Raw genomic sequence first — 21651 nt, 5'->3', positions numbered from 1 at the left:
GCCACCTTGATCCCGGACCAGCCTAGCCGTGAGAAGTTCGACGAGGTCCTTGCGGTCGTTCCTCGTCCTCGGCCGTATAGTCTCCATCCTGGCCCTCATAGGCCTGGCCTGACCAATCGCCTGGGGTGTCGAGATACGTCTCGAGTTCGCGCCAATGGCGGTCCCACCCTGGCCCGCGACGACTGAGGGGAACCTGCATCTCTACAAATTGCCGCGCGCGGGAGATGGGATTGCCTGGCGGGGAGCGGAGGCGTTCGAGAATGGCCCGCAGTCGATCAAGCGCGGGCCGGCCAGAGGAACGGCGTCATCGCTACGCATGCTAGCCGCCCGTTTTAGGCGTCACTGTGGATCGGCGTGCAAAAAGGACCCCGTTAGCGGGGTGATCGGCGTCTAAAAGGGACCCCTCATTTCGATGGTTTAAACAGCTGCCTGGATTTTCAGGCGGCGAGATCGGGATGTTGGTTTTGGAGACAGTTGTTCGGATCCGGCGCGAGTATGCCGGGGGCAAGGCGATCAAGGCGATCGCGCGGGATCTGCATGTGTCGCGGAAGGTCATCCGTAAGGCGATCCGAGCGCCGGAGGGCGCATTCGACTATCAGCGCAAGATTCAGCCACTGCCCAGGATCGGTCCGTTTCAGGATCGTCTGAACACGCTGCTGGAAGAGAACGAGGTGCGCGGCAGGCGTGAACGGCTGCGGATGACGCGGATCCATGACCTGCTGGTGCGCGAAGGCTTTGAGGGTTCCTACGATGCCGTGCGGCGCTACGCGGCGCGATGGAAGATCGAACGGCGCAAGGATGCCGGCGATGGCGTCACCGCCTTTATCCCGTTGATGTTCAGGCCAGGCGAGGCCTACCAGTTCGACTGGAGCCATGAGGATGTCGAGATCGCCGGCAAGCCGATGCGGGTGAAGGTCGCGCATATGCGACTGTGCGCGTCACGCGGGGTCTATGTCCGAGCCTATCCTCGCGAGAGCCAGGAGATGCTGTTCGACGCGCATGCGCGCGGCTTTGCCTTCTTTGGCGGCGTGCCGGAGCGCGGCATCTACGATAATATGAAGACGGCGGTGACGAGCGTGTTCACCGGCAAGGAACGAGTCTTCAACCGGCGGTTCCTGATCATGACCGACCATTATATGGTCGAGCCCACGGCCTGCTCGCCTGCGGCGGGATGGGAGAAGGGCCAGGTCGAGAACCAGGTGCAGACGATCCGTGGCCGCTTCTTCCAGCCCCGGCTGCGGTTCGCCAGCCTCGAAGAGCTTAATGGCTGGCTGGAGGCCGAGTGTCGGCGCTGGGCGGAACGGCAGGCCCATCCCGAACAGGGAGAGCTGACCGTGGCGCAGGTGCTGGAGATCGAACGATCCGCGCTGCAGCCGATGCTGGGGCCGTTCGACGGCTTCAATGAGAGCGAGCATGCCGTGACGGGCACCTGCCTGATCAGCTTCGACCGCAACCGTTACTCGGTGCTCTCGACGGTGGCACGGCGCACTGTGCAGGTCCGCGCCTATGCCGATCGTATCGTCGTTCGCTGCGGCGAGGAGGTTGTCGCCGAACATCCTCGCTACTTCGGGCGCAACCGCACGATCTATGATCCCTGGCATTATCTGCCGGTGCTGGCCCGCAAGCCCGGCGCGCTGCGGAACGGCGCCCCCTTCCAGGGCTGGGATCTGCCACCGGCGCTTGCCCGCCTGCGCCGCAAGCTGGGTAATGGCGACGATGCTGATCGCCGGTTCGTCCGTGTGCTGTCGGCTGTGTTGACCGATGGCCTGGAGCCTGTCGAAGCGGCGGTGCGCGAGGCACTGGCGACGGGCACGGCAAGCGACGACCTGATCCTGAACATCCTGGCGCGACGCCGGGAACCGCCGCGTCCACTCACGATCATCACCTCCGAGGACAGCGCGCTGCGCCATCCTCCGATCGCCGACTGTGCCCGTTACGACCAGCTGAGGACCTTCGATGCAGCGGCATGACATGATCGAGGCCATGCGCGGGCTCGGGCTCAAAGGCATGGCAGGCGCGTTCGACGATGCGGTCACCACCGGCCTTCAGCGCCAGCGCACCACGATGGAGATATTGACCGATCTTCTGAGGGCGGAAGCGACGCATCGCCACGCCGCGTCGATCCGATACCGGATGGCGGCCGCGAGGCTGCCGATCGTGAAGGACATCGACGCCTTCCGGTTCGAGGGCACCCCGATCAACGAAGGACTGGTGCGTTCATTGCACAGCGGCGCGTTCCTGCCCGCGCGGCGCAATATCGTCCTGGTCGGCGGTACAGGCACCGGAAAGACCCATCTGGCCATCGCCATCACCGCTAATGTCGTGCGCTCGGGTGCGCGGGGCCGCTACTTCAACACCGTTGATCTTGTGACCCGTCTCGAAGAGGAGGCCAGGATCGGCAAAAGCGGCACACTCGCCGCCCAGCTATCCCGCCTCGATCTCATCGTGCTCGATGAACTGGGGTATCTGCCGTTCGCCCGATCGGGCGGCCAGTTGCTGTTCCATCTGATCAGCAAGCTCTACGAGCAAACCAGTGTCATCATCACCACCAACCTCGCCTTCGGGGAGTGGCCCACCGTGTTCGGTGATCCCAAGATGACCACCGCGCTCCTGGATCGCGTCACCCATCATTGCGACATAGTCGAGACCGGCAATGACAGCTGGCGCTTCAAAAACCGGAGCTGATCCTCCCCATCGGCCCTCAATTAAAAGATGCTTTGCGCTGCGCGCGCCTTCGGTCGGGCTACGCCCTCCCTACGCCGCGCGCAGCGCAGGAGAGCGCGTCAGATCAACCTTGCGCCATCTTGAAATGGGGTCCCTTTTGCGCGCCGATAGGGGGTCCCGTTTGCACGCCGATTGACAGGCAGCCTGGCGGCGACCCTTGCTTCGGGCATGAAAGCAAGCAGACCCGCCGTCTTGGCGAGGCTGTCGTCGATCGCGGCCTCGATCGGCCCTATGCGGTCGGCAACTTCATGGGCGGCGGCGTGCAGGGCGTGTGCATTAAGCATAAGGATCTCCTTGCGCGAAATCGGGGCGCATCAGATTTGAGCCAGAGGTGAAATTGAAGTGGTTAGCGCGGAGCGATGAAGAGATGCTGGAGGCTGACCAAGGCCTCCTGTAAGCCGACCCCGAGCATCACAAGCGCGATCGCTGCTATCAGAAGACCGGCGGCCACCGCCCAGACCAGCGCAAGCCGCGTCCAACTGCTGAGGCGATTTTTGGGCGATGCCGCTGTGGGGAGAGGCCATGGAGTAGGGCGGCCAGGCGGTGCTGCGGACGCCGGCAAAGCCGGTGCGTCGTCTCGCGCCATGTCGCTGTCCTCAGAGCCATCGTCCGTCCCCATCACGGTTACGGCTTCACCTGAGGACAGGACGGACGAGGAGACCATAGCAGAAAAACTATATGCAGACGGACTGCATATGTCGTCCCGTGCCTCATACTCAGCGACCCATCTGGCCGCCGCACGGCTGCTCGATGCTCCTACGATCCGCCGGCACTGGGTCAGGCGCTGATTGACGGTGGACTCGGAAATACCGAGTTGCTGCGCGATCTCCTTGATCTGCAGGTGCTGGTGATAGAGGCGCAATGTCTCGCGCTGGGCTTCGGTGAGCCGACGGTATCGATCCGAACTCATAGGCAGCACTTATGCCAATGCTGCACTCGCACGGGAACACCATATATGTAAGTTTTGCGACGAAACGCATCGTCGGCCCTGCTATTTCGGATTTTGGATAGAAACTTACGTGTGTCACGACGAACCGCGCTTCGCACCGCCTAGGATCTGGCGACTCGATGACTTGCCGACGATGTCGTATCTCTTCGCTCATGCAGCACAACGCGCTTCGGTTTAGGACCTGTAACCCAGCGTCAACGCAGAAGGGCTGTGGCACCCTAGTCCCTTGTCGAAAGGTAACTCGGAGACGGCGTCACTTGCCTCCATGGCGATGAAGGATGGGGAGAGGGAAGGAGGGGGCGCGGCAGGCCTTTGTCCGCCGCCGTTTCATCCTCTGGAGAAATCTCATGTCGCAGGAATCGGCAACAGCGCTGCTGTGCGCAGCGCGGGACCTTATCGCTCGCATCCGCTCCTGGCGCGTGACGGCGACAGACAGGAGCGCAGCTGCAGAGCTGCTGGACAGCATCGACCGGGTCCTGAACGACCAAAATATGACGGTTGGCACAGAAGATATGGTCGAGATTGTTCGCGCGCAGTGGCGGGATCTGCCGGAAGTCGAGATCGACAGCGATGCCGTGACGCGACACGATCAGCGCGCTTCGTGGGTGCGTGCCTGGCTTCTCGCCCAACCGGCACGTGCCCCGATCGATCCCGAGCGATTTCGCGAAGCGCTCGGCTCGCTGCCGATTATGGCGCGCGAGGTCTATCGCCTCCATCGCATCGATGGGCAAAGCTTGGCTGAGACGGGCAGGCAGCTTGGTCTCGATCCGGCCACTACGGAGGTGCAGCTGTTTGAGGCTCAGGGGACTGCACGAACGGCTTCATTCGAAGCGATAGGGTGAGGTTTCCCTGCTTGAACCTGGGCCTACCCGCCTTCATAGTTGGGGTTACCTATGAAAACCGATCTTTCTCACCTCCCGCACGCGAAGCAGCGCGAACTCGGTCACATCGTCCAATTCCTGTTCGAAGAATTCGCGGATGCCATTGTGATGGCCGAGGGCAAGCGTAAGGCCGGTCGCATTCTGAAGATCATCCTCTTCGGATCGCACGCACGGGGCGATTGGGTGAATGAACCGCATACGGCGAAGGGCTATGTCTCGGATTACGACCTTCTGGTGATCGTCAATCAGCAGGAGCTCGCCGACCTCGATCTTTGGCACAATGCTGAGGAGCGGCTGATCCGGGAAACACAGGTGACTAAGGTTCTGCGAACGCCAGCGAATTTCATCGTGCATAGCCTGAAGCAGGTGAACGACGCGCTGGCGCAGGGCCGGTTCTTCTTTATGGATATCGCCCGAGATGGCATTGCGCTTTATCAGTCCAGCGAGACTGAGCTTCATCAACCTAAGCCGCAGGATCCAATGGAAGCATTGGAGATGGCGCAGGAATATTTCGAGACATGGTTCTCATCGGCAATGCAGCGCTACGAACTGGGTAAGCATGCGGTGCAGCGAGAGTTTTTCAAGCCGGCTGCATTCGAGTTTCATCAAGCGGTAGAGAGCCTTTACCACTGCGTCCTTTTGGTTTTAACTTTCTACACTCCTCATCGGCATAACATCGCTTTCCTGCGATCGCTTGCAGACAAGTTGGATAGCCGATTGGTCGGGGTTTGGCCGCGTGATGACCGGCGAAGCCGTGCGCTCTTCACGAAGCTCCGGGACGCTTACGTGAAGGCTCGCTATTCGAAACATTACAACATCTCGGCTGAAGAATTGGAATGGCTTGCGAGCCGGATCGAGGCGCTGGGTGGTGTTGTGCGCCAAGTTTGCTCGGAAAAGATTGCGGAGCTCAAGCGAACCGCTGGTGTGATTGGCTAGATCAGACCGCCCGACTGGAGAACGATTTGCGCCTCCGGATTGTTCGACCATTCATTCGTCCGCAGATGGGACTTTATGGTCAGTCAGCTTTAGAGCGCCGAGATGGCGATAGCGGACATCAAATCAATCTTCATTCCACAATGGCGCAACCGTGCCGGTTCCACCAAGACAATTAGCCTAGCAATTTGCTTCGATAACGTAACAAAAAACTTGGTTGAGATAGATGCGCTGTGAGATTGAGGCCTTTCCAGCAGAAGGCGCTAACCTGGATTAAACAAAAAAGTCATAGACTTAATTCTATCTAAACCTTGATCCGTTATGGATGCATCTTCTGGAGGGCATTCATGGGTTTTCTTAAACGCTTGCGCGAGAACGAAGCGGGCAACGTTCTCGTGATGGTCGCTGCTGGATTTATTCCCTTGCTGGGCTTTATTGGCGGGGGCGTCGATATGGCGCGCATATATCTCGTCAAAACGCGGCTTCAGCACGCCTGCGACGCGGGAGCGCTGGCGGGGCGCAAGCAGATGGCTGGCGGTGCTTGGAACGCTAATGGCGACAAGGCGCGCACCACGGCCGAAGGCATCTTCAACATCAACTACGTGCCAGGCTCCTACGGGTCGAGCACCCTGTCCAAAAACTTCATCGAAAATCAGGGCAAGGTGACGGGTACAGCTTCAGTCACCATCCCGATGACGATTATGGTGATATTCGGTCAATCCACCAAAACGATTGCGGTCACATGCGACGCGGAAATGCGTATACCCAACACGGATGTGATGTTCGTTCTCGACACGACGGGGTCGATGGCATCGATCAATGCAGGCGACAGCGACACCAAGATCAATGGCCTGAAAAAGGCGGTCAAATGCTTCTATGAAGCCTTGGCGAAGGTCGATACCTCCGCTGACTGTGGGAGTAATCCGACCGGCAGCCGCAACAATGACGTGCAATTGCGCTTCGGCTTCGTCCCTTATTCGTCGAACGTGAATGTCGGACGCCTGCTGCGCAACGACTGGATGGTCGATAGCGCGCTCTATCAGTCGCGCAAGGCGAAGATGGCGGGAGGGGTTGATGTAGACGGCTATAAGGAGGGCAAGGCTGAAGTCGTTTCTGCAGAACAAATCCCTTACAACATGAACTGGAGCGCTTGGGAGAATTTCGGAAGCGCCAGTGGTACGAGCTGCGCGGGAAAAATACCAGCCGATTCAACCGAAATGACCGGGACTGAAAGCGCGCCCTACAATGAAAGCGTAAGCGGGAGCGGTGCCAGCCGGGTGGTCAGCTGGTCCACCAATCAGGATGGCCGCTATTACAACTATCAAGGCGTGATGGTCAGCGGGAAGTGCCAGTTACAGCGGCGCTATATCAGCGGCTATTTGAAGCGAAATTATCAACGTACCGATACCACCGGCTTCAAGGAATATGAATATGATCAACTGACGTTCAACGTGTCCGGCCTAAAAGCTGGAGGAAGTAGCTGGAGCACCGGCATTACAGCGCCTGTTGGCGCATTCGGCCAGACTGCTACGATCGGTTGGGACGGCTGCATCGAGGAACGCCAGACATATCAGAACAGCGATGACGATCCGACCGGCGAGTTCAGCCCGATCCCCGCCGGCGCCCTCGATATGAACATTGATCTTGTCCCTAATGGGTCGGATGCCAGCAAATGGCGTCCGCTCCTGCCGGATCTTGTATGGGGCCGCTATGATAGCGCCGGCAATTGGACGACTGCAAAGGTCAAGACGAGTTCGGACCTTAGTCGAAACTACACCTACGCCTGTCCCACGTCGGCATCGAAGCTCAAGGTCTATTCCTCCGCTAACGCGTTCGAATCCTACGTGAACACGCTATACCCGAACGGCAACACCTACCATGATATTGGCCTACTTTGGGGGGCGCGGCTTATGTCCCCGACCGGTCTGTTCGAATCGGAAAATGCGTTCACACCCACCGGCGGTGAGATCGAACGCCATCTGGTATTTATGACCGACGGCGACACGGTTACGAGTAATCAAGGCTATACCGCCCATGGAATTGGCTGGTGGGACAGGCGACAGACGCGTAGCAATGCAGGGCCGAGTTCCAATGTCCTCACCTCTGTTGTCAACGAACGCACCAAGGCTCTGTGCTCGGCTATCAAATCGAAGAATATCACCTTGTGGGTAATCTCCTTCGGGTCGGGTGTCAGTTCCGGGGCACAGGCGTTGCTTCAGTCCTGTGCGTCGCCAAACCGTTTCTATGTAGCTGCTAACAGCGCCACGCTAATTTCCAACTTTCAGCAGATTGCGGATGAAATATCTCAGTTGAGGCTGACGAAATGATCGCTCTTCAAGGCCATGGTTGCAGATTGATTAAAGAAGAGGCGGGCGCCACGATCGTCGAGTTCGGCCTGATTGCTACCGTATTCGTGACAACGTTGCTCGGCTTCATGGACCTTGGGCACAGCTTGTACGTGCAGTCCGTGTTGCAGGGCACTGTGCAGAAAAGCGCGCGGGACGCCACGCTTGAAAGCGGAAAAGTAGACGTTCAGCAGCAGCTTCTGGACGCGGCCGTGCGTGAACGGGTCCAGCTTCTGGCCGCTAATTCGACCGTTACCTTTACGCGTCGCTACTTCCGCGACTATACCAAGGCAGCACAGGCGACAGCCGAAGCGTTTCAGGACATTAATGCTAACGGGCTCTGCGACAATGATGAACCCTTCCAGGACGACAATCGCAACACGGTTTGGGATCGAGATGGGGGCGACAACGGGCAGGGCGGGGCCAAAGATGATGTGGTCTATACCGTGACGATGACCTATCCGCGTCTCTTGCCGATCGCGAAGCTGGTAGGACTTTCGGAGAATGTGACCGTTGAAGCCCGGACAGTGCTGGAAAACCAGCCGTTCGGAGAGCAAGGCGCATATGGAAGCCCGATTGTGGGGCATTGCGCATGAATATCGCTGCGCTCTTCAGGCGCCTCGCGCGTGAATCCAAGGCTGTTGCCGTAGTGGAGTTCGGCCTCGCCTTGCCGCTGATGACGGCTATCGCTTTTACCGGAGCGGAACTTACAAATTTCGTCACCACTAAGATGCGGATCAGCCAGCTTGCATTGCACGTGGCGGATAATGCGGCCCGCATCGGCACCGGCACTGTTCTCGCAAACAAGCAGATCACTGAGGCGCAGATCAACGATCTTCTGACCGGCGCAAACCTTCAGGGCGGCCGTCTTGATCTTTACGGCAAAGGCCGGGTCATCCTGAGCAGCATCGAACCCGTGGCCAATCCTAACCCGACCAACCGATATCGGATCAGGTGGCAACGGTGCCGCGGCAGCAAAAATTGGCCATCTTCCTATGGGCGGTCCGGCGATAGCAACCTGACCGGGATCACCGTGGGTGGGCAAACCGCAACTGCGCCTGATGATGGCGCGCTTATGTTCGTAGAGATAGCCTACGACTATCAGCCTCTTATAGCGCGTCTCTTCATTCCACAGAATCAAATCACCGCCGTCGCTGCCATGACCGTGCGCGATCAGAGAGATTATGGCGGTGGCTCAAACGGCATATACAACAACGAAAATGTCGTTCCATCGACATGCTGAAAGATAGGCGAAACCATGGATAAGTTCATCTATGTGGCATTGGGGGTGGGTGTGCTAATCATCGCAGCGGTCGACCAGTCGACCAGCACAGGGCAAGCCACGTCGCCAGCCTTAGTTGCCAATACTGCCGCGGCTCAGTCTCCTTCATCAGCTATCAACGAGTCCGGTGCATCGTACAACGCCGATACGAGTCCCCGTGTGACCTTTTCCGTACTCCCGCCATCCAATCCGATTCCCCGCGCTGACGCCTTGGGCGGTAAGGTGATCGACGATCGGTTTCAGCCGGATGGCTAAGCGGGCATTCTTTCGTGGCCGTTGGCGCACTCCTGATCAGGGAGCGTGCGCGTGCGCTTGAGCCGTTTCATCGGCGCTGGAGACGCCGGGCTGGCGGAAAGCCAGGCGGCGCGCTTGCTCGCCAAATATGAAGAAAAGGGCAAAGGGTGGTTCTGGGCGACGCATAGAGACGGCTCTCTTTCCTATCTCAGCGCGAAGATAAGTAGCACCATGGCAACTTTTGGCGTCTATCCGGCTAACCTGTCTGATCTGGTTGATAGCGACATCAGTCTCGCGGAGGAAGCGTCGGAGCGAAGCCTCAGCTTCTATATCGCATCTCGCATCCCGTTCGACGGGCTGGTCCTGAAGGCTAAGGGGGACGACGATCTTTGGTGGTCGCTCACCGGCGGACCCTATCATGACGAAGCTGGTCGATATTGTGGGTTTGTCGGCTTTGCGGTCGATCTCACCGATCAGAAGAATTCCGAAATCAAACTTCTGCAACTGGCCCGCTTCGATTCCCTCACCAGTCTTGCGAACCGGGAGACGATGCGGCAGGCGCTGGAAAATAGCCTCGTCTCGTGCGCTCATCGCAAACAACGATGTGCCACGATGATATTGGATCTCGACCGGTTCAAACTCGTCAACGACACATTCGGCCACCTCATGGGTGACCAATTGCTGAAGGCCGTTTCAGAGCGTTTGGTAAATACCGTCGCTGGAAGAGGGCAAGTCGGTCGTCTTGGCGGCGACGAGTTTCAGTTAGTATTTGCCGATATCTGCGAAGAAGATATTCTTTCGACTATCGCGGCAGATATCATTTACACCCTGTCCCAACCCTACATCATCAAAACACAGTTGATCACGATCGGCACCTCTATCGGGATTGCTACCTCAGATTACGACCACCGGTCTGCTATTGATTTGATCCGAGATGCAGACCTTGCTCTTTATGCCGCAAAAGCGGCGGGTAAAGGCACCTATCGGTTTTTTGCTTCGGAAATGCACGAGCAGGCGCTGCTGCGGCAGCAGATCGAAGAGGACATGCAAAGGGCTTTGGAAAGAGGCGAGTTTCATCTCGCTTATCAGCCTGTAATTGATACACAATCTAATGCTTTGGTGGGGTTCGAGGCGCTGGTTCGCTGGACCCACTCCGTGCGCGGGGTCATGTCTCCTGCGGTATTTATTCCGATCGCCGAAGAATCCGGCCTCATTAATGAGTTAGGCGAATGGGTATTGCGCACCGCTTGCATCGAAGCCGCGAAATGGCCCAGTTCGGTAAGCGTTGCTGTCAATATTTCTCCCGTTCAATTTTCAAGTCAGGCACTCCCGACATTGGTGACCAGCGCGCTGGCTTATGCAGGCTTGCCCGCAGACAGGCTGGAGCTTGAAATTACGGAAGGCGCATTACTCAACGACACCGCGAAAACGCGCGCTGCCATCGCGACCTTGAAAGGGCTAGGCGTCAAGATTGCGCTGGATGATTTTGGCACAGGCTATTCCAGCCTTGGGTACCTTAAGACGATCCCCTTTGACAAAATCAAGATTGATCAGTCTTTCATCAAGGGGGCAACCCTCCGGGGAAGCAACAATATTCCTATCATTAAGGCCATTGTCGGCCTGGCTAATGATCTTGGCATGATTACAACGGCAGAAGGGGTGGAAACCGAGGATCAGCTGGCCCTCGTCCGCGAACTGGGATGCACGCTAATCCAAGGCTATATATATGGTCGTCCGATGGACGCCTACTCTGCGATGAACCGCGCTCAAGGTAATGGCTCTGCCGCCAGCGGTCACCGCAATGATCGGGCCGAGCGCCGTCGCCTTATACGAGCGGGGCAAATAACGGCGCGTGCTACAAGCGAAGCAGTTCGGCTGCGTAATATCTCATGTACTGGGGCCATGGTGGAAACCAGCCTGCCATTGCAGATCGGCGAAGTGGTATCGCTAGAGATTGGTCTTTTAGAACCTCTCGATGCGGATGTACGCTGGATCAAAGATGGACGGGCTGGCTTAAAATTCATGGAGCCTATCGACATTGAGGAAATATTACTCTCCAAGTCCAAGGCCTCGTTTAAAGCGTTCGTTCCCGAATACCTCTCTAAAGACAGCAGTGACTTATATGCTGATAAGGTGCGGCTTGACCCAAGAACTCTAAATAGACGATAGCGAGTTGTCTGCAGCCTTTATCTTCTTGCGCGTGGCCACTTTCCTTTGAAAATTCACTCAACGGAGGCTTTGGGCTGCGGCTGCCGGAAAAGAGGAAGGTCTGCACTTAAGGAGCAAAGGCTGGGTAAGTGGGGCGGCGGCCCCACCTTGCGGACGTAAAGTGTAGCCGTGAGTCTGCACCTCCTGATCAGGATGGAGGACGCTGGTGCTTTGACGATGCCATGTGACGATGCTTGCACCAGTAACGTTCAGCGGTTCGAGGTTTTCACCGGAGCCGGCCGGCGGCGGGACTGGGCGCCCGAAGTGAAGGCCGCGATCATCGCAGAGAGCTATTCCAAGCAGGAGACGGTCTGCGCCGTTGCCCGTCGGCGCTGCCTTAGCCCATCGCAGCTGTTCACCTGGCGGCGGCAGCTGCGCCAGCAGATGGAGGCCCGCGGCGTTGCGCTGCCAGTTGCCCCCACGATGGCGTCCGCGTTCGTCCCCGCGATTATCGAGGAGCGGTTGTTGATCAAACCTGCTCCCGCGAAGCGCCCGCGGAAGCAGGCGCGTGCAAAGGGCAGCGCGGTCGAGCTGGAGGTCGACAGAGGTGGCCGGGTGGGTCTGAACAGCGATCGGCATTGGATAAGTGGATCATCTGCCGGTTGTTTGCTCGCACTGCCGATATGGGGCGTCATATAGGGAGGGCGTAGCCCGACCGGAGTGACGCCCCATATCGGCGGGCATATTCATGCTGCCATCGCCACGGGCAGGTTGTCAAAATATGCTTGGTCCGGGGTCTTGGCGCCAAGGCTCGAGTGCGGCCTCTTCGCGTTGTAAAAGCTTAGAGCCTGATTCAAACTACCTGGCAGACTTTGCGGCCCTTGTAATGCGTCGTTTGTATAAGTGTCTGATTCATAATTATCCGGCGTGATTTGATGCCCTTGCGATGCGGCGGGTGAAGAGTTGAATGGATGCAATGAAGAGCCACGCGGTTGCCGATGCGATGGTTTGCTCGAAGTCCCTGGCGAGGCGTCGGTTCCGGTTGAGCCATGCCAGCGTGCGTTCGACAACCCATCGGCGGGGCAGCACCTCAAAGCCTTTGGCCGTGTCTGATCGCTTGATGATTTCGACGGTCCATTTCCCCATTTGCCGCAGAGCCCCCCTGAGTTTGTCGCCAGCATAGCCGCCATCGGCGAAGACGTGCCGCAGCCACGGAAAGCGCCCGATGATTTCGCGCAGCACCATCGGCGCACCATCGCGGTCCTGAATGTCAGCGGTGTGGATCACGGCATGCACCAGGTTTCCCTCGGTGTCGGTCAGGATATGGCGCTTGCGGCCTTTCACCTTCTTGCCAGCGTCATAGCCACAAGGACCACCACTTTGCGTGGTTTTGATGCTCTGGCTGTCGATCACACCCGCCGACGGAGAGGCCTCGCGGCCTGTCATCTCGCGCGAAGCCATGAGCAGCACATGGTTCATCGTCAGCCACAGGCCGTTGTCGCGCCAGAGGTAAAACCAGCGTCGCACCGTCGAGACCGGCGGAAAGCATGGGGGCAGCATCCGCCATGGCAAGCCACCACGCAGCAGGTAAAGCATCGCTTCGACAATCCGGCGCATCGGCCATTTGCGGGGCCGCCCCACATGCGAGGCTGATGGCAGCAGCGGTTCCAGCACCAACCACTCGGCATTCGTCAAATCACTTGGCAAAATCAGCCCGCGTCGCGCATGAAGCGCGCGAGTGGTATCGGTCCACATCGTTGATCCTCGGTAGTTTTTCGCAAAACCCATGAATCAATGACAGGTCACGCCGTCAAGCTAACCTGCTGATACCACTCACCTTAATTTCGGATCAGACACTTAGATAACGACCGATCGATCCCCGGGCTTCGCTGACTGCGGCGTAGGCGCGGAGATAAACCTCCTCGTATTTCACCGAGCGCCACAGGCGCTCGACCACCACATTGTCGCGCCATGCGCCCCGCCCGTCCATGCTGATGGCAATTTCCTCCCGGTGCAGCACGCTGGTGAAGGCAAGCGAAGTGAACTGACTGCCTTGGTCGGTGTTGAAAATCTCCGGTTTCCCGAAGCGCGCGAGCGCTTCCTCCAATGCCTCGACGCAGAAGTCGGCCTCCATCGTGATCGACACCCGCCAAGCCAGGACCTTCCGGCTGAACCAGTCAACGATGGCCACCAGATAGACGAACCCCTTCGCCATCGGGATGTAGCTGATGTCGGTCGCCCAGACCGGGTTGGGCCGCATAATCGGCAGTTTGCGCAATAGGTAGGGGTAAATCTTGTGCCCTGGTGTCGGCTTCGATGTGTTCGGGCGACGGTAAATCGCTTCGATCGCCATCTTCTTCATCAGCGTGGCGACATGCTGGCGGCCGATCTCGATGCCTTCCTGCCGCAGCAGATCGCGCAGCATCCGACTACCCGCGAATGGAAATTCCAGGTGCAATTCGTCGATGCGCCGCATGACTGTCAGATCAGCCGCCGAAACCGGCTTGGGCAGATAATAGACGCTGCCCCGGCTGATCCCAAGCGTCCGGGCCTGCCGCGCGAGCGGCAAGCTGTGCGAACGATCGATCATCGCTTTGCGTTCGGCAACAGACCCGTCTTGCCGAGCGCGCCTGACAAAAAATCGTTCACCAGCGTCAGTTCGCCAATCTTGGCGTGCAGCGTCTTTACGTCGATCACCGGCTCGGCAGTGTCGTTCCGCGTCTCGCTGCCGAACACACCAGCGGCCCCTTCCAGAAGCTGCCCGCGCCATTGCGTGATCTGGTTGGGATGCACGTCAAACTGCTGCGCCAACTCGGCCAGCGTCTTCTCGCCCTTCACGGCAGCCAATGCCACCTTCGCCTTAAATGCCGGGCTGTGGTTCCGGCGGGGTCGTTTGCTCATCTCTGCTCCTGTCTCGCGGCCATACTGGCCGCCGTCAGGCAGAAAATCCACTTATCCCACTGTCCAATTTTGCCAGGCCACCTCTGACAGCGCGGCAGTGAAGATCGGCCGTGGCACCGTTGCCGGCCTCATCGCCGCAGTAATTGAAGCCCTTATGGCGACCCGATGATCGGACCAGGAGTTGGCGCCAGCGTGATGGTAGCGACGCGCCCGGTGGATTTTCGCAAAGGGCCGGACGCCTTGGCCGCGTTGGTGAGCGCCGATCATGGCGGCGATGCATTTTCCGGCGTGATTTACGTTTTCCGGGCCAAGCGTGCCGATCGGGTCAAGCTGATCTGGTGGGACGGGATGGTCGCGCCGATCGCGCGGGCATAAACGAAGCCGCGCAGTTTCTTCCACCACGCGCGCGCGCTGGTAACTGGCTGGGTCTCAAGGCCCGGCGTGCCGAGGATGCGCGGGACGAAGCCCAGCTGCGACGCGGCGGTCAGAAGCGCCTGCATGCCGCTGCGCGAGCCATCGACGCCGACCGTGCCGATGACATTGCTGGCAGTTTCGGCTTCATCCTCGTCCTCTGCCACGCGCACGAAGACGATGACCGGGCGGGTGATGGCAGCGATGGCGCGCAGCGAGCGGACGAGCGTTCACGACGCCGGCCTGGCCGATGGCGGTCTCGGCATCCGAGATCAGCACCGGCGTATCGAACGGGAAGATATCTGCGTCGGCGTCGGACGCGGTGGCGATGAGGCCTATGACCGCGGTGCTGACCACTGTCAGCGTGCGCGCCGTTCAACACTTCGGTAACGCTGATGCCATGCTTGAACGTCGTGTTAGCCATGGATGGACCTTTCTCTTGGCGATGAGGGGCAGGACGATGCGGGAGAGGCTGGCGTTGCTGGCTGCGCCCTTACGTCGGGCGTCGATCGCCAGCGCAGCCGAACCGGCGCGCTCGCCCGCGACCAGGCTGACGCGGGTCACGCGGATTCAATCCTCCCAGCAGGCGAGCGCCAGGACGGCGGCGAACAGGGGCAGGATGTTCGGCCCGGTCATGGGCTTGTCGATCAGGGTGGGGACGAGCGAGCCATAGTCGCGGCGGCCGACCAGCGTGCCGATCTCGGTCGAGAGGATGTCGCTGACCGACTGGCGGATATCTCCGTCGCCGTCGATCACGATGACGCTGCTGCGGTGCATCGCGCTCATGGCTGGGCCTTGCCCGACAGGCTGCCGCCCGACTGGACCTTGTCATGAATATGATCGCGCGGGATGATGTCGTCCGCCTTCGCTCGCCGGTGGCGCTGATGTCGCCATCCACCCGCACCGGTCCCTTGATCTCAATGCCGGCGCTCGCTTCCACGCGCACGGTCCCGCGTTCCGGCAGGATAGCGGTCAGGAGGTGGTCGGCTTGGTCTTAGCCGATGACCGCGTCGTCATCATATTGGATCAGGTTGACATTGGGATAGGTCGAGGGCGGCGGATAGACGTTCGAATAGAGGCCGACAATGACCAGGCCATTGGCTAGGTCGCCTTCGGGCGCGAGCAACAGACATTGTCCGCCCTCGGTGGGCGGCGACCAGCAGCGCACCCTGCCGGCGCGCTGGGCGATTCAAGGCAGGTCGCCGGTGAGGATGTCGCCGCTGCGCACGGTGCACGTCGCATTGGCGGATCGACGGAGGCGATCGTGCCAAGGCGCAGCACTTCGCCGGCGGGGGCTTCGGGATCGAGAGAACAGGCCATGGCCGCGACCATGACGGCAAGTGGCTGGGGGCACTTGGGGACGGATATGGAGTAGCCGCCTGTCCATATAGAGGGGGCCATGCACCAGGGGACAGCTTGAACAGGGAGTTGGCGACTGCCAATGTTCGCGGAAGGAAACTCAGGCCTCGCGCGTTGATTATGAGCGTCGCACGAGTTCAAGAGTGAGGAGATCGATGAACCAGGAGGAGTTGATCGCCAGAATGCGGGGGCGCGTCGCCCTTTGTCGGAGGCTGGCTATCCTGACGACGGATCACCATACCGCTGACGCCCTGATTGCGATGGCGAATGAGGGCGAGACGGACGTTGAGCGCCTTCTTGCGGCCACAGCGGAAAAGGCGACAGGCGAGCCATTCAGCTTGGTGCCTTCAACAGGCAGAGCGTGGAACGAATATTCGACGTCCAACTGATCCAGTCCTCGGAACGCTTGATCGGTTACTGAAATATTGCCCGTCCGGAACAGAAAGTTTCGCCTCTCGTTTCCTCCTGCACCATAATCGAGGAGGATGTGATGGCCGATCATCGTTATGACGACCGGGTGGTCGTTAAAAGGAGCGGAGCAGGACGAACGATTGCAATTGTGCTCATCGTCGCACTGGCAATTGTCGGCGTACTGTTCGCGACTGGATTTTGGTCAGCTGATGTGAAGGAAGGCGACATGCCGGAAGTCAGCGTGAAGGGCGGAGCGCTTCCCAAGGTCGATGTGGACAGCAAGGAAGTTGTCGTCGGCACCAAGAGGGAAGAGATCGACGTCCCGACCGTCGGCGTGAAGGATAATGGCGAGGAATAATCCAGCGTCTATGGAAGAGGTTGCGGGGTAATCCGTTTTTTCAGCATCGGATGAAACCCCTGTCCCCCGCGATCATCCGCACCCGCAGGCCCCGTCAGAAATGGCGGGGCCGTTTTTGTGGACATCGCATTGATGGGTGCGCTGCGAGGCTACAGCCCCATTTCCCCTGACACAATTCCTACTAGGTGTTTGATCCCACGGTTTGATGGTGCGATCCTTTTGTTGGAATGGAAGGAAGCATTATGGGGCAAGTACGTCACGGGAGCGCCACGATGACGCACGCCGTCCGAGCAGCAATACAGCGATCGCAAGCTTCGCTCGCGACGCTGAGCCGGGAACTGGGGATCAACCCCAAGACTGTGGCGAAGTGGCGCAAGCGGGCAACCGTCGAGGATTTGAAGACCGGGCCGAAGGCCCCTCATTCCACCATTTTGTCCGAAGCCGAGGAGGCGATGGTTGTCGCGTTCCGGCGACACACACTGCTGCCCCTGGACGACTGCCTCTACGCCTTGCAGCCGACGATACCGCATCTAACGCGGTCGGCCCTACACCGTTGCCTCCAGCGGCATGGCATCTCTCGTCTGCCAGACATCGAAGGTGACAAGCCCAAGCGTCAACGCTTCAAACGCTATCCGATCGGCTTCTTCCACATGGACATCGCCGAGGTGCAGACTGCCGAAGGCAAGCTCTACCTGTTCGTCGGCATCGACCGCACCAGCAAGTTTGCTGTCACCCAACTCGCCGACAAAGCTGATCGGCGAACGGCGTGGGGGTTTCTCGAACACCTGCTGGAAGCCGTTCCCTATCGTATTCACACGATCCTGACGGATAATGGCATCCAGTTCGCTGACCAGCCGCGCAACCGCAACACAGCGTTCTCGCGTCAGATGCGCTTCGACATGATCTGCGAAGCCAACGACATCGAGCATCGGCTCACCAAGCCAAACCATCCATGGACCAACGGCCAGGTCGAGCGGATGAATCGCACCATCAAGGAGGCGACCGTCAAACGCTTCCACTACGAAAGCCACGAGCAATTGCGCACGCACCTTGCAGACTTCATGGCCGCCTATAACTTCGCGCGGCGGCTCAAGACGCTCAGCGGCCTCACACCATACGAATACATCACAAAAACCTGGACTTCAGAGCCAGACCGATTCATCGTTAATCCGATCCACCAGATGCCGGGACTGAACAACTAGGTCGTGAACCCATAAATCGCATCACTCGAACGTGGCGGATCGTTATTGATGATCGCGCAAGAGGGGCTATTCATTGGGCATGATATCGCGCATCGCCTATTGCCTCATATTCGCAATGCTTGCGGGCTCGTGCAGTCCGAGTTTTCCTGAGCCATCCGCCCAAGACCCTAGCCCTATTCTCGGTTGTTACGTCGCCCCAGATGCGCCGTGGTTTGTCATCGATGCTTCTACCGTGAAATTTGCCGGTGACGGAAAGGGTGTGTCCTATCGTTACGAACTGCCAAAAGTCGGAACAGTGCTTCGTGTGCCAATGGACGCGGCCATCGTTGATGGCCGTTTGATTTTTACGCCTTCGGAAGACCGCTTCTATCGTGTGTTACATACGAGCGCGGGACCAGTGGTTCGCGTTGCCTTAGGAAAGGAAGGCCTCCTTCGCGACTATCAACACAAATCTCTCGATGAATGCACGGGATAACGCGAAAATCCGTTTGGTGGATTACATCTGCCCCTGAATCTGATTCAGCATCGGCATGAGCCGATATGATCTGACCGATTTCGAATGGCGCGTGATCGAGCCGCTGTTGCCCAACAAATCCAGAGGAGTGCCGCGCGTCGATGATCGGCGCGTTCTGAACGGCATCTTTTGGGTGCTGCGGTCCGGTGCGCCGTGGCGCGACTTGCCCGAGCGCTATGGGCCGCGCACGACATGCTACAATCGCTTCGTGCGATGGGGGAAGGCTGGTGTCTGGGACCGGATGATGGACGCCGTCACCGCTGCCCATGACGGCGACATCCAAATGATCGACAGCACCTCCGTTCGCGTCCACCAACAGGCCGCGACGGCAAAAAGGGGGATCGAGATCATTGTCTCGGTCGTTCCCGAGGTGGACTTACGACCAAAATCCACGCGGTCGTCGATGCGCAGGGGCTCCCGATCCGTCTCGGCCTGACCGCTGGCCAAGCTCATGACGGGCAGGTCGCGGACACGCTGCTCGACCATCTTGGCCCCCACACCATCGTGCTGGCGGACAAGGCTTATGACGCTGACTGAACCGCGCCGGGTTTGCCGGAGGCTCCAACTCCTGAGAAGGTGGAGCCTGTATGAGCAAGACGACGAACAAGTTTGCACCGGAAGTGCGCGAGCGTGCGGTGCGGATGGTGGCCGATCATGAGCGCGATTATCCCTCCCGCTGGGCAGCTGTGGTGTCGATCGCGGAGAAGATCGGCTGCGTTCCGCAGACGCTGCATGAGTGGGTGAAGAATGCCGAGGTCGATAGCGGCAAGCGCGCTGGTGTCCCGACCGAGGTTGCCGACAAGGTGAAGGCGCTGGAGCGCGAGGTTCGCGAGTTGCGTCAGGCCAACGAGATTCTCCGCAAGGCGTCGGCATATTTTGCGCAGGCGGAGCTCGACCGCCCGTTCAAGCGATGATCGCGTTCATCGATGATCACCGCGATGCCTATGGGGTCGAGCCGATCTGCCGCGTGCTGCCGATCGCCCCATCCACCTACCACGAGCGCGTCGCGCAGCGACAGGATCCAACACGCCTGTCGGCGCGAGCACGGCAGGATGCGGCCCTCAAGCCTGAGGTCGCGCGCGTGTTCGCCGAGAACTTCGCGGTCTACGGCGTGCGCAAGGTCTGGCGGCAGATGGTGCGGGAAGGCTTTCCGGTCGCCCGCTGTACGGTCGCGCGGTTGCTGCGCGAGATGGGCCTGGCAGGGGTGATCCGGGGCAAGCCGGTGCGCACGACCATCAGCGACAAGGCGGCGCCGTGCCCGCTCGATCACGTCAACCGCAGGTTTTACGCGCCAGCGCCGAACATGCTGTGGGTGTCGGACTTCACTTACGTCGCAACCTGGTCGGGGTTCGTCTACGTCGCCTTCGTTATCGACACCTACGCCAGACGGATCGTCGGTTGGCGGGCCAGCAGAACGGCCCATGCCAGCTTTGTCCTCGATGCCCTAAGGGCTGTGGGGATTTAGGATTCCCCTTTTGCTGGAGTTGTGATTCACACTCTGGATGGATCGCTTTGTACTGACGGACGCCCAATGGGCGCAGATGGAACCGCACTGTCTGGGCAAGATCACCGACCCCGGACGCAGCGGCAGAAACAACCGGCTGTTCGTGGAGGCAGTGCTGTGGATTGTCCGCACTGGAAGTCCATGGCGCGACCTACCGGCGATGTTCGGCAATTGGAGCACGGCATTCCGCCGATTTCGCGATTGGCGGGAAGCCGATGTTTTCAAGCGGATTTTCGATGCTCTGTCGGATGAACCCGACATGGAATACGCCATGATCGATGCCACCATCGTCAAGGTTCACCGGCACGGCCAGGGCGCAAAAGGGGGACTCAGAGCCAGGCCATTGGTCGTTCCAAAGGAGGCATGACGACCAAGATCCTGGCTTTGACCGATGCGCTGGGCAACCTTGTCCGCTTCCGCTTGATGCCCGGCCACCGCTTCGACACGGTTGGCGTTGCTCCACTCATCGACGGCATCAAGTTCGGCGCACTGCTCGCTGACAAGGCTTTCGACAGCAACGATATCGTCGCCGATCTCAACGAGCGGGGTGCAAAAATCGTCATCTCGCAGCACCCGCGACGCGCCAGACCCATCCCGCTCGACGCCGAAATGTACAAGTGGCGCCACCTCATCGAAAACTTCTTCTGCAAACTCAAGGAATTCAAGCGTATCGCCATGCGCGCCTGCAAAACCGATCGCAGCTTCGAGGCCATGATCCACCTCGCTGCAGCCGTCATCAATTCCCGGTGAATCCCCACAAGCCTTAGAGCAGGCGCTTCATGATCGCCAGCCGACCCATCGGGGCGGCCTCATCCATCATAGCGACCGTGGATCGCAATACGTGTCCATCAAGTATACCGAGCGCCTCGCCGAGGCCGGGATCGAACCTTCGGTCGGTAGCGTCGGCGACAGCTACGACAACGCTTTGGCCGAGACCATCAATGGCCTCTACAAGGCAGAGGTGATCCACCGGCGCGGGCCGTGGCGCAGCTTCGAAGCCGTTGAATATGCCACGCTCGAGTGGGTCGACTGGTTCAACCATCGTCGGCTGCTGGAACCCATCGGCAACATCCCGCCTGCCGAAGCCGAAGATCAATATTATGCTGCCGCAGACAACATCGATATGGCAGCGTGACTCACAACCCAATGCCTCCGATAGACCCGGCGCGGTTCAGTTCCCGCCGTGCGCGGTATCGTAGTATCTCCTATCTCGCTACTGGTGTGCCAACCGATAATAACCTAATCCAGCCCCAATAATGTTACAGGATGGCTACCTTGCATGGTCAAGGCTGCAAAAGCGAGTGATAGGCCGCGCGAGGTTGTCCGCAACTTCGGGGGTGATGGGCCGGCGATGGAGGCGGACTCAGGCACAGGGAAAGCTTTCGCCTCGGCGCGCTTTGAAAGTTGAGCTATTTCCGTTGGTTGCTGGCGCAGTCGCGGCCCTTATCATCCTGCTGGCTTGCCAAATTATTCGCTGAGTGTCCAAGAACTGCCG

The 21651-nt window shown here is 59.2% G+C and carries 19 protein-coding genes, 4 pseudogenes and 1 other annotated feature; of the genes and pseudogenes, 18 read left to right on the top strand and 5 right to left on the bottom strand.

The annotated features are described in order from the left end of the window. The first annotated feature begins 455 nt into the window (after positions 1-455). Both istA and istB read left to right on the top strand, forming a co-directional pair. Positions 456-1970 carry an IS21 family transposase gene (gene istA / locus SBA_RS15895; protein ID WP_261934293.1) on the top strand — a complete coding sequence of 505 codons (1515 nt, stop codon included), beginning with the start codon at positions 456-458 and terminating at the stop codon, positions 1968-1970. Continuing rightward, complete coding sequence (istB, locus tag SBA_RS15890; RefSeq protein ID WP_261934260.1) at positions 1957-2685, top strand: IS21-like element helper ATPase IstB; 729 nt, start codon at positions 1957-1959, stop codon at positions 2683-2685. The genes istA and istB overlap by 14 nt, the downstream gene beginning before the upstream one ends. Positions 2686-3070: 385 nt before the next feature. Here the strand turns inward: istB and SBA_RS25305 are convergent, their stop codons facing one another. Beyond that, the gene (locus SBA_RS25305; RefSeq protein WP_390902348.1) at positions 3071-3634 is read right to left on the bottom strand and encodes a sigma factor-like helix-turn-helix DNA-binding protein; all 564 of its coding nucleotides are present in this window, start codon (positions 3632-3634) and stop codon (positions 3071-3073) included. Positions 3635-4020: 386 nt separating this feature from the next. Between SBA_RS25305 and SBA_RS15885 the strand changes: the two genes are divergently transcribed. The 8 genes from SBA_RS15885 to SBA_RS15850 all read left to right on the top strand — a co-directional run bounded on the left by SBA_RS15885 (position 4021) and on the right by SBA_RS15850 (position 12195). Beyond that, entirely contained in the window at positions 4021-4515 is a 495-nt protein-coding gene (locus tag SBA_RS15885; protein ID WP_261935121.1) for a sigma factor-like helix-turn-helix DNA-binding protein, read from the top strand. A gap of 51 nt (positions 4516-4566) precedes the next feature. After that, positions 4567-5490, top strand: coding sequence for a HEPN domain-containing protein (locus SBA_RS15880; protein ID WP_261935120.1), 924 nt, complete (start codon positions 4567-4569; stop codon positions 5488-5490). A 344-nt stretch (positions 5491-5834) separates the two neighbouring features. After that, positions 5835-7814, top strand: a complete 1980-nt coding sequence (locus tag SBA_RS15875) for a pilus assembly protein (protein ID WP_261935119.1) — start codon at positions 5835-5837, stop codon at positions 7812-7814. Continuing rightward, positions 7811-8428, top strand: a complete 618-nt coding sequence (locus SBA_RS15870) for a TadE/TadG family type IV pilus assembly protein (RefSeq protein ID WP_261935118.1) — start codon at positions 7811-7813, stop codon at positions 8426-8428. The genes SBA_RS15875 and SBA_RS15870 overlap by 4 nt, the downstream gene beginning before the upstream one ends. Continuing rightward, positions 8425-9075, top strand: a complete 651-nt coding sequence (locus SBA_RS15865) for a TadE/TadG family type IV pilus assembly protein (RefSeq protein WP_261935117.1) — start codon at positions 8425-8427, stop codon at positions 9073-9075. The genes SBA_RS15870 and SBA_RS15865 overlap by 4 nt, the downstream gene beginning before the upstream one ends. Before the next feature lie 15 nt (positions 9076-9090). Beyond that, positions 9091-9369 carry a hypothetical protein gene (locus SBA_RS15860; protein WP_261935116.1) on the top strand — a complete coding sequence of 93 codons (279 nt, stop codon included), beginning with the start codon at positions 9091-9093 and terminating at the stop codon, positions 9367-9369. Positions 9370-9426: 57 nt separating this feature from the next. Continuing rightward, the gene (locus SBA_RS15855) at positions 9427-11517 is read left to right on the top strand and encodes an EAL domain-containing protein (RefSeq protein ID WP_261935115.1); all 2091 of its coding nucleotides are present in this window, start codon (positions 9427-9429) and stop codon (positions 11515-11517) included. Positions 11518-11685: 168 nt separating this feature from the next. After that, a complete protein-coding gene (locus tag SBA_RS15850; RefSeq protein ID WP_261935114.1) occupies positions 11686-12195 on the top strand; it encodes a transposase in 510 nt (169 codons plus the stop codon). 219 nt (positions 12196-12414) lie between these two features. Here SBA_RS15850 and SBA_RS15845 read toward each other — a convergent pair whose 3' ends face one another. Next, entirely contained in the window at positions 12415-13251 is an 837-nt protein-coding gene (locus tag SBA_RS15845; protein WP_261934954.1) for an IS5 family transposase, read from the bottom strand. A gap of 100 nt (positions 13252-13351) precedes the next feature. Beyond that, positions 13352-14397 (bottom strand): annotated as a pseudogene (locus SBA_RS15840) (IS3 family transposase); the annotation flags it as partial. Between the two features lie 195 nt (positions 14398-14592). Between SBA_RS15840 and tnpB the strand changes: the two are divergent. Continuing rightward, positions 14593-14772: an IS66 family insertion sequence element accessory protein TnpB gene (gene tnpB, locus SBA_RS15835; RefSeq protein ID WP_261936760.1), complete on the top strand. Its 180-nt coding sequence runs from the start codon at positions 14593-14595 to the stop codon at positions 14770-14772. Between the two features lie 123 nt (positions 14773-14895). Then, on the top strand, positions 14896-15198 hold the full coding sequence (locus tag SBA_RS15830; RefSeq protein ID WP_261935113.1) for a hypothetical protein: 303 nt from the start codon (positions 14896-14898) through the stop codon (positions 15196-15198). A gap of 180 nt (positions 15199-15378) precedes the next feature. Here SBA_RS15830 and SBA_RS15825 read toward each other — a convergent pair whose 3' ends face one another. Both SBA_RS15825 and SBA_RS15820 read right to left on the bottom strand, forming a co-directional pair. After that, complete coding sequence (locus SBA_RS15825; protein WP_261935112.1) at positions 15379-15594, bottom strand: GPW/gp25 family protein; 216 nt, start codon at positions 15592-15594, stop codon at positions 15379-15381. 208 nt (positions 15595-15802) lie between these two features. After that, on the bottom strand, positions 15803-15934 hold the full coding sequence (locus SBA_RS15820) for a hypothetical protein (protein WP_261935111.1): 132 nt from the start codon (positions 15932-15934) through the stop codon (positions 15803-15805). Between the two features lie 723 nt (positions 15935-16657). Between SBA_RS15820 and SBA_RS15815 the strand changes: the two genes are divergently transcribed. The 6 genes and pseudogenes from SBA_RS15815 to SBA_RS15790 all read left to right on the top strand — a co-directional run. Beyond that, positions 16658-16936 carry a hypothetical protein gene (locus SBA_RS15815; RefSeq protein ID WP_261935110.1) on the top strand — a complete coding sequence of 93 codons (279 nt, stop codon included), beginning with the start codon at positions 16658-16660 and terminating at the stop codon, positions 16934-16936. Positions 16937-17178: 242 nt separating this feature from the next. Beyond that, positions 17179-18138: an IS481 family transposase gene (locus SBA_RS15810; protein ID WP_261935109.1), complete on the top strand. Its 960-nt coding sequence runs from the start codon at positions 17179-17181 to the stop codon at positions 18136-18138. A 530-nt stretch (positions 18139-18668) separates the two neighbouring features. Next, a pseudogene (locus SBA_RS15805) lies at positions 18669-19186 on the top strand (IS5 family transposase); the annotation flags it as partial. Positions 19187-19239: 53 nt separating this feature from the next. Then, positions 19240-20099: pseudogene (locus SBA_RS15800) on the top strand (IS3 family transposase); the annotation flags it as partial. Continuing rightward, positions 19521-19637 (top strand) — a sequence feature (AL1L pseudoknot). (Overlaps the previous pseudogene by 117 nt.) Positions 20100-20154: 55 nt before the next feature. Further along, positions 20155-20906, top strand: a protein-coding gene (locus SBA_RS15795) for an IS5 family transposase (RefSeq protein WP_261935108.1) whose coding sequence is annotated in 2 segments (ribosomal slippage) — positions 20155-20485 and positions 20485-20906 — 753 coding nt in all. Because the reading frame shifts where the segments join, the coding sequence is not laid out codon by codon here. Positions 20907-20916: 10 nt separating this feature from the next. Then, positions 20917-21291 (top strand): annotated as a pseudogene (locus SBA_RS15790) (integrase core domain-containing protein); the annotation flags it as partial. Positions 21292-21651: the final 360 nt, after the last annotated feature.

The sequence above is a fragment of the Sphingomonas bisphenolicum genome, from assembly GCF_024349785.1.
GTDB classification, from domain to species: domain Bacteria; phylum Pseudomonadota; class Alphaproteobacteria; order Sphingomonadales; family Sphingomonadaceae; genus Sphingobium; species Sphingobium bisphenolicum.
Note: the sequence above shows the minus strand (reverse complement) of the source record. Positions and strands in the feature narration are given on the sequence as shown.

Excerpts from the sequence above, each read along its gene's own strand:
- istA (WP_261934293.1), top strand. The coding sequence starts at position 456 with ATGTTGGTTTTGGAGACAGTTGTTCGGATCCGGCGCGAGTATGCCGGG.
- istB (WP_261934260.1), top strand. The coding sequence starts at position 1,957 with ATGCAGCGGCATGACATGATCGAGGCCATGCGCGGGCTCGGGCTCAAA.
- SBA_RS25305 (WP_390902348.1), bottom strand. The coding sequence starts at position 3,634 with ATGAGTTCGGATCGATACCGTCGGCTCACCGAAGCCCAGCGCGAGACA.
- SBA_RS15885 (WP_261935121.1), top strand. The coding sequence starts at position 4,021 with ATGTCGCAGGAATCGGCAACAGCGCTGCTGTGCGCAGCGCGGGACCTT.
- SBA_RS15880 (WP_261935120.1), top strand. The coding sequence starts at position 4,567 with ATGAAAACCGATCTTTCTCACCTCCCGCACGCGAAGCAGCGCGAACTC.
- SBA_RS15875 (WP_261935119.1), top strand. The coding sequence starts at position 5,835 with ATGGGTTTTCTTAAACGCTTGCGCGAGAACGAAGCGGGCAACGTTCTC.
- SBA_RS15870 (WP_261935118.1), top strand. The coding sequence starts at position 7,811 with ATGATCGCTCTTCAAGGCCATGGTTGCAGATTGATTAAAGAAGAGGCG.
- SBA_RS15865 (WP_261935117.1), top strand. The coding sequence starts at position 8,425 with ATGAATATCGCTGCGCTCTTCAGGCGCCTCGCGCGTGAATCCAAGGCT.
- SBA_RS15860 (WP_261935116.1), top strand. The coding sequence starts at position 9,091 with ATGGATAAGTTCATCTATGTGGCATTGGGGGTGGGTGTGCTAATCATC.
- SBA_RS15845 (WP_261934954.1), bottom strand. The coding sequence starts at position 13,251 with ATGTGGACCGATACCACTCGCGCGCTTCATGCGCGACGCGGGCTGATT.
- tnpB (WP_261936760.1), top strand. The coding sequence starts at position 14,593 with ATGGTAGCGACGCGCCCGGTGGATTTTCGCAAAGGGCCGGACGCCTTG.
- SBA_RS15830 (WP_261935113.1), top strand. The coding sequence starts at position 14,896 with ATGCCGCTGCGCGAGCCATCGACGCCGACCGTGCCGATGACATTGCTG.
- SBA_RS15825 (WP_261935112.1), bottom strand. The coding sequence starts at position 15,594 with ATGAGCGCGATGCACCGCAGCAGCGTCATCGTGATCGACGGCGACGGA.
- SBA_RS15815 (WP_261935110.1), top strand. The coding sequence starts at position 16,658 with ATGGCCGATCATCGTTATGACGACCGGGTGGTCGTTAAAAGGAGCGGA.
- SBA_RS15810 (WP_261935109.1), top strand. The coding sequence starts at position 17,179 with ATGGGGCAAGTACGTCACGGGAGCGCCACGATGACGCACGCCGTCCGA.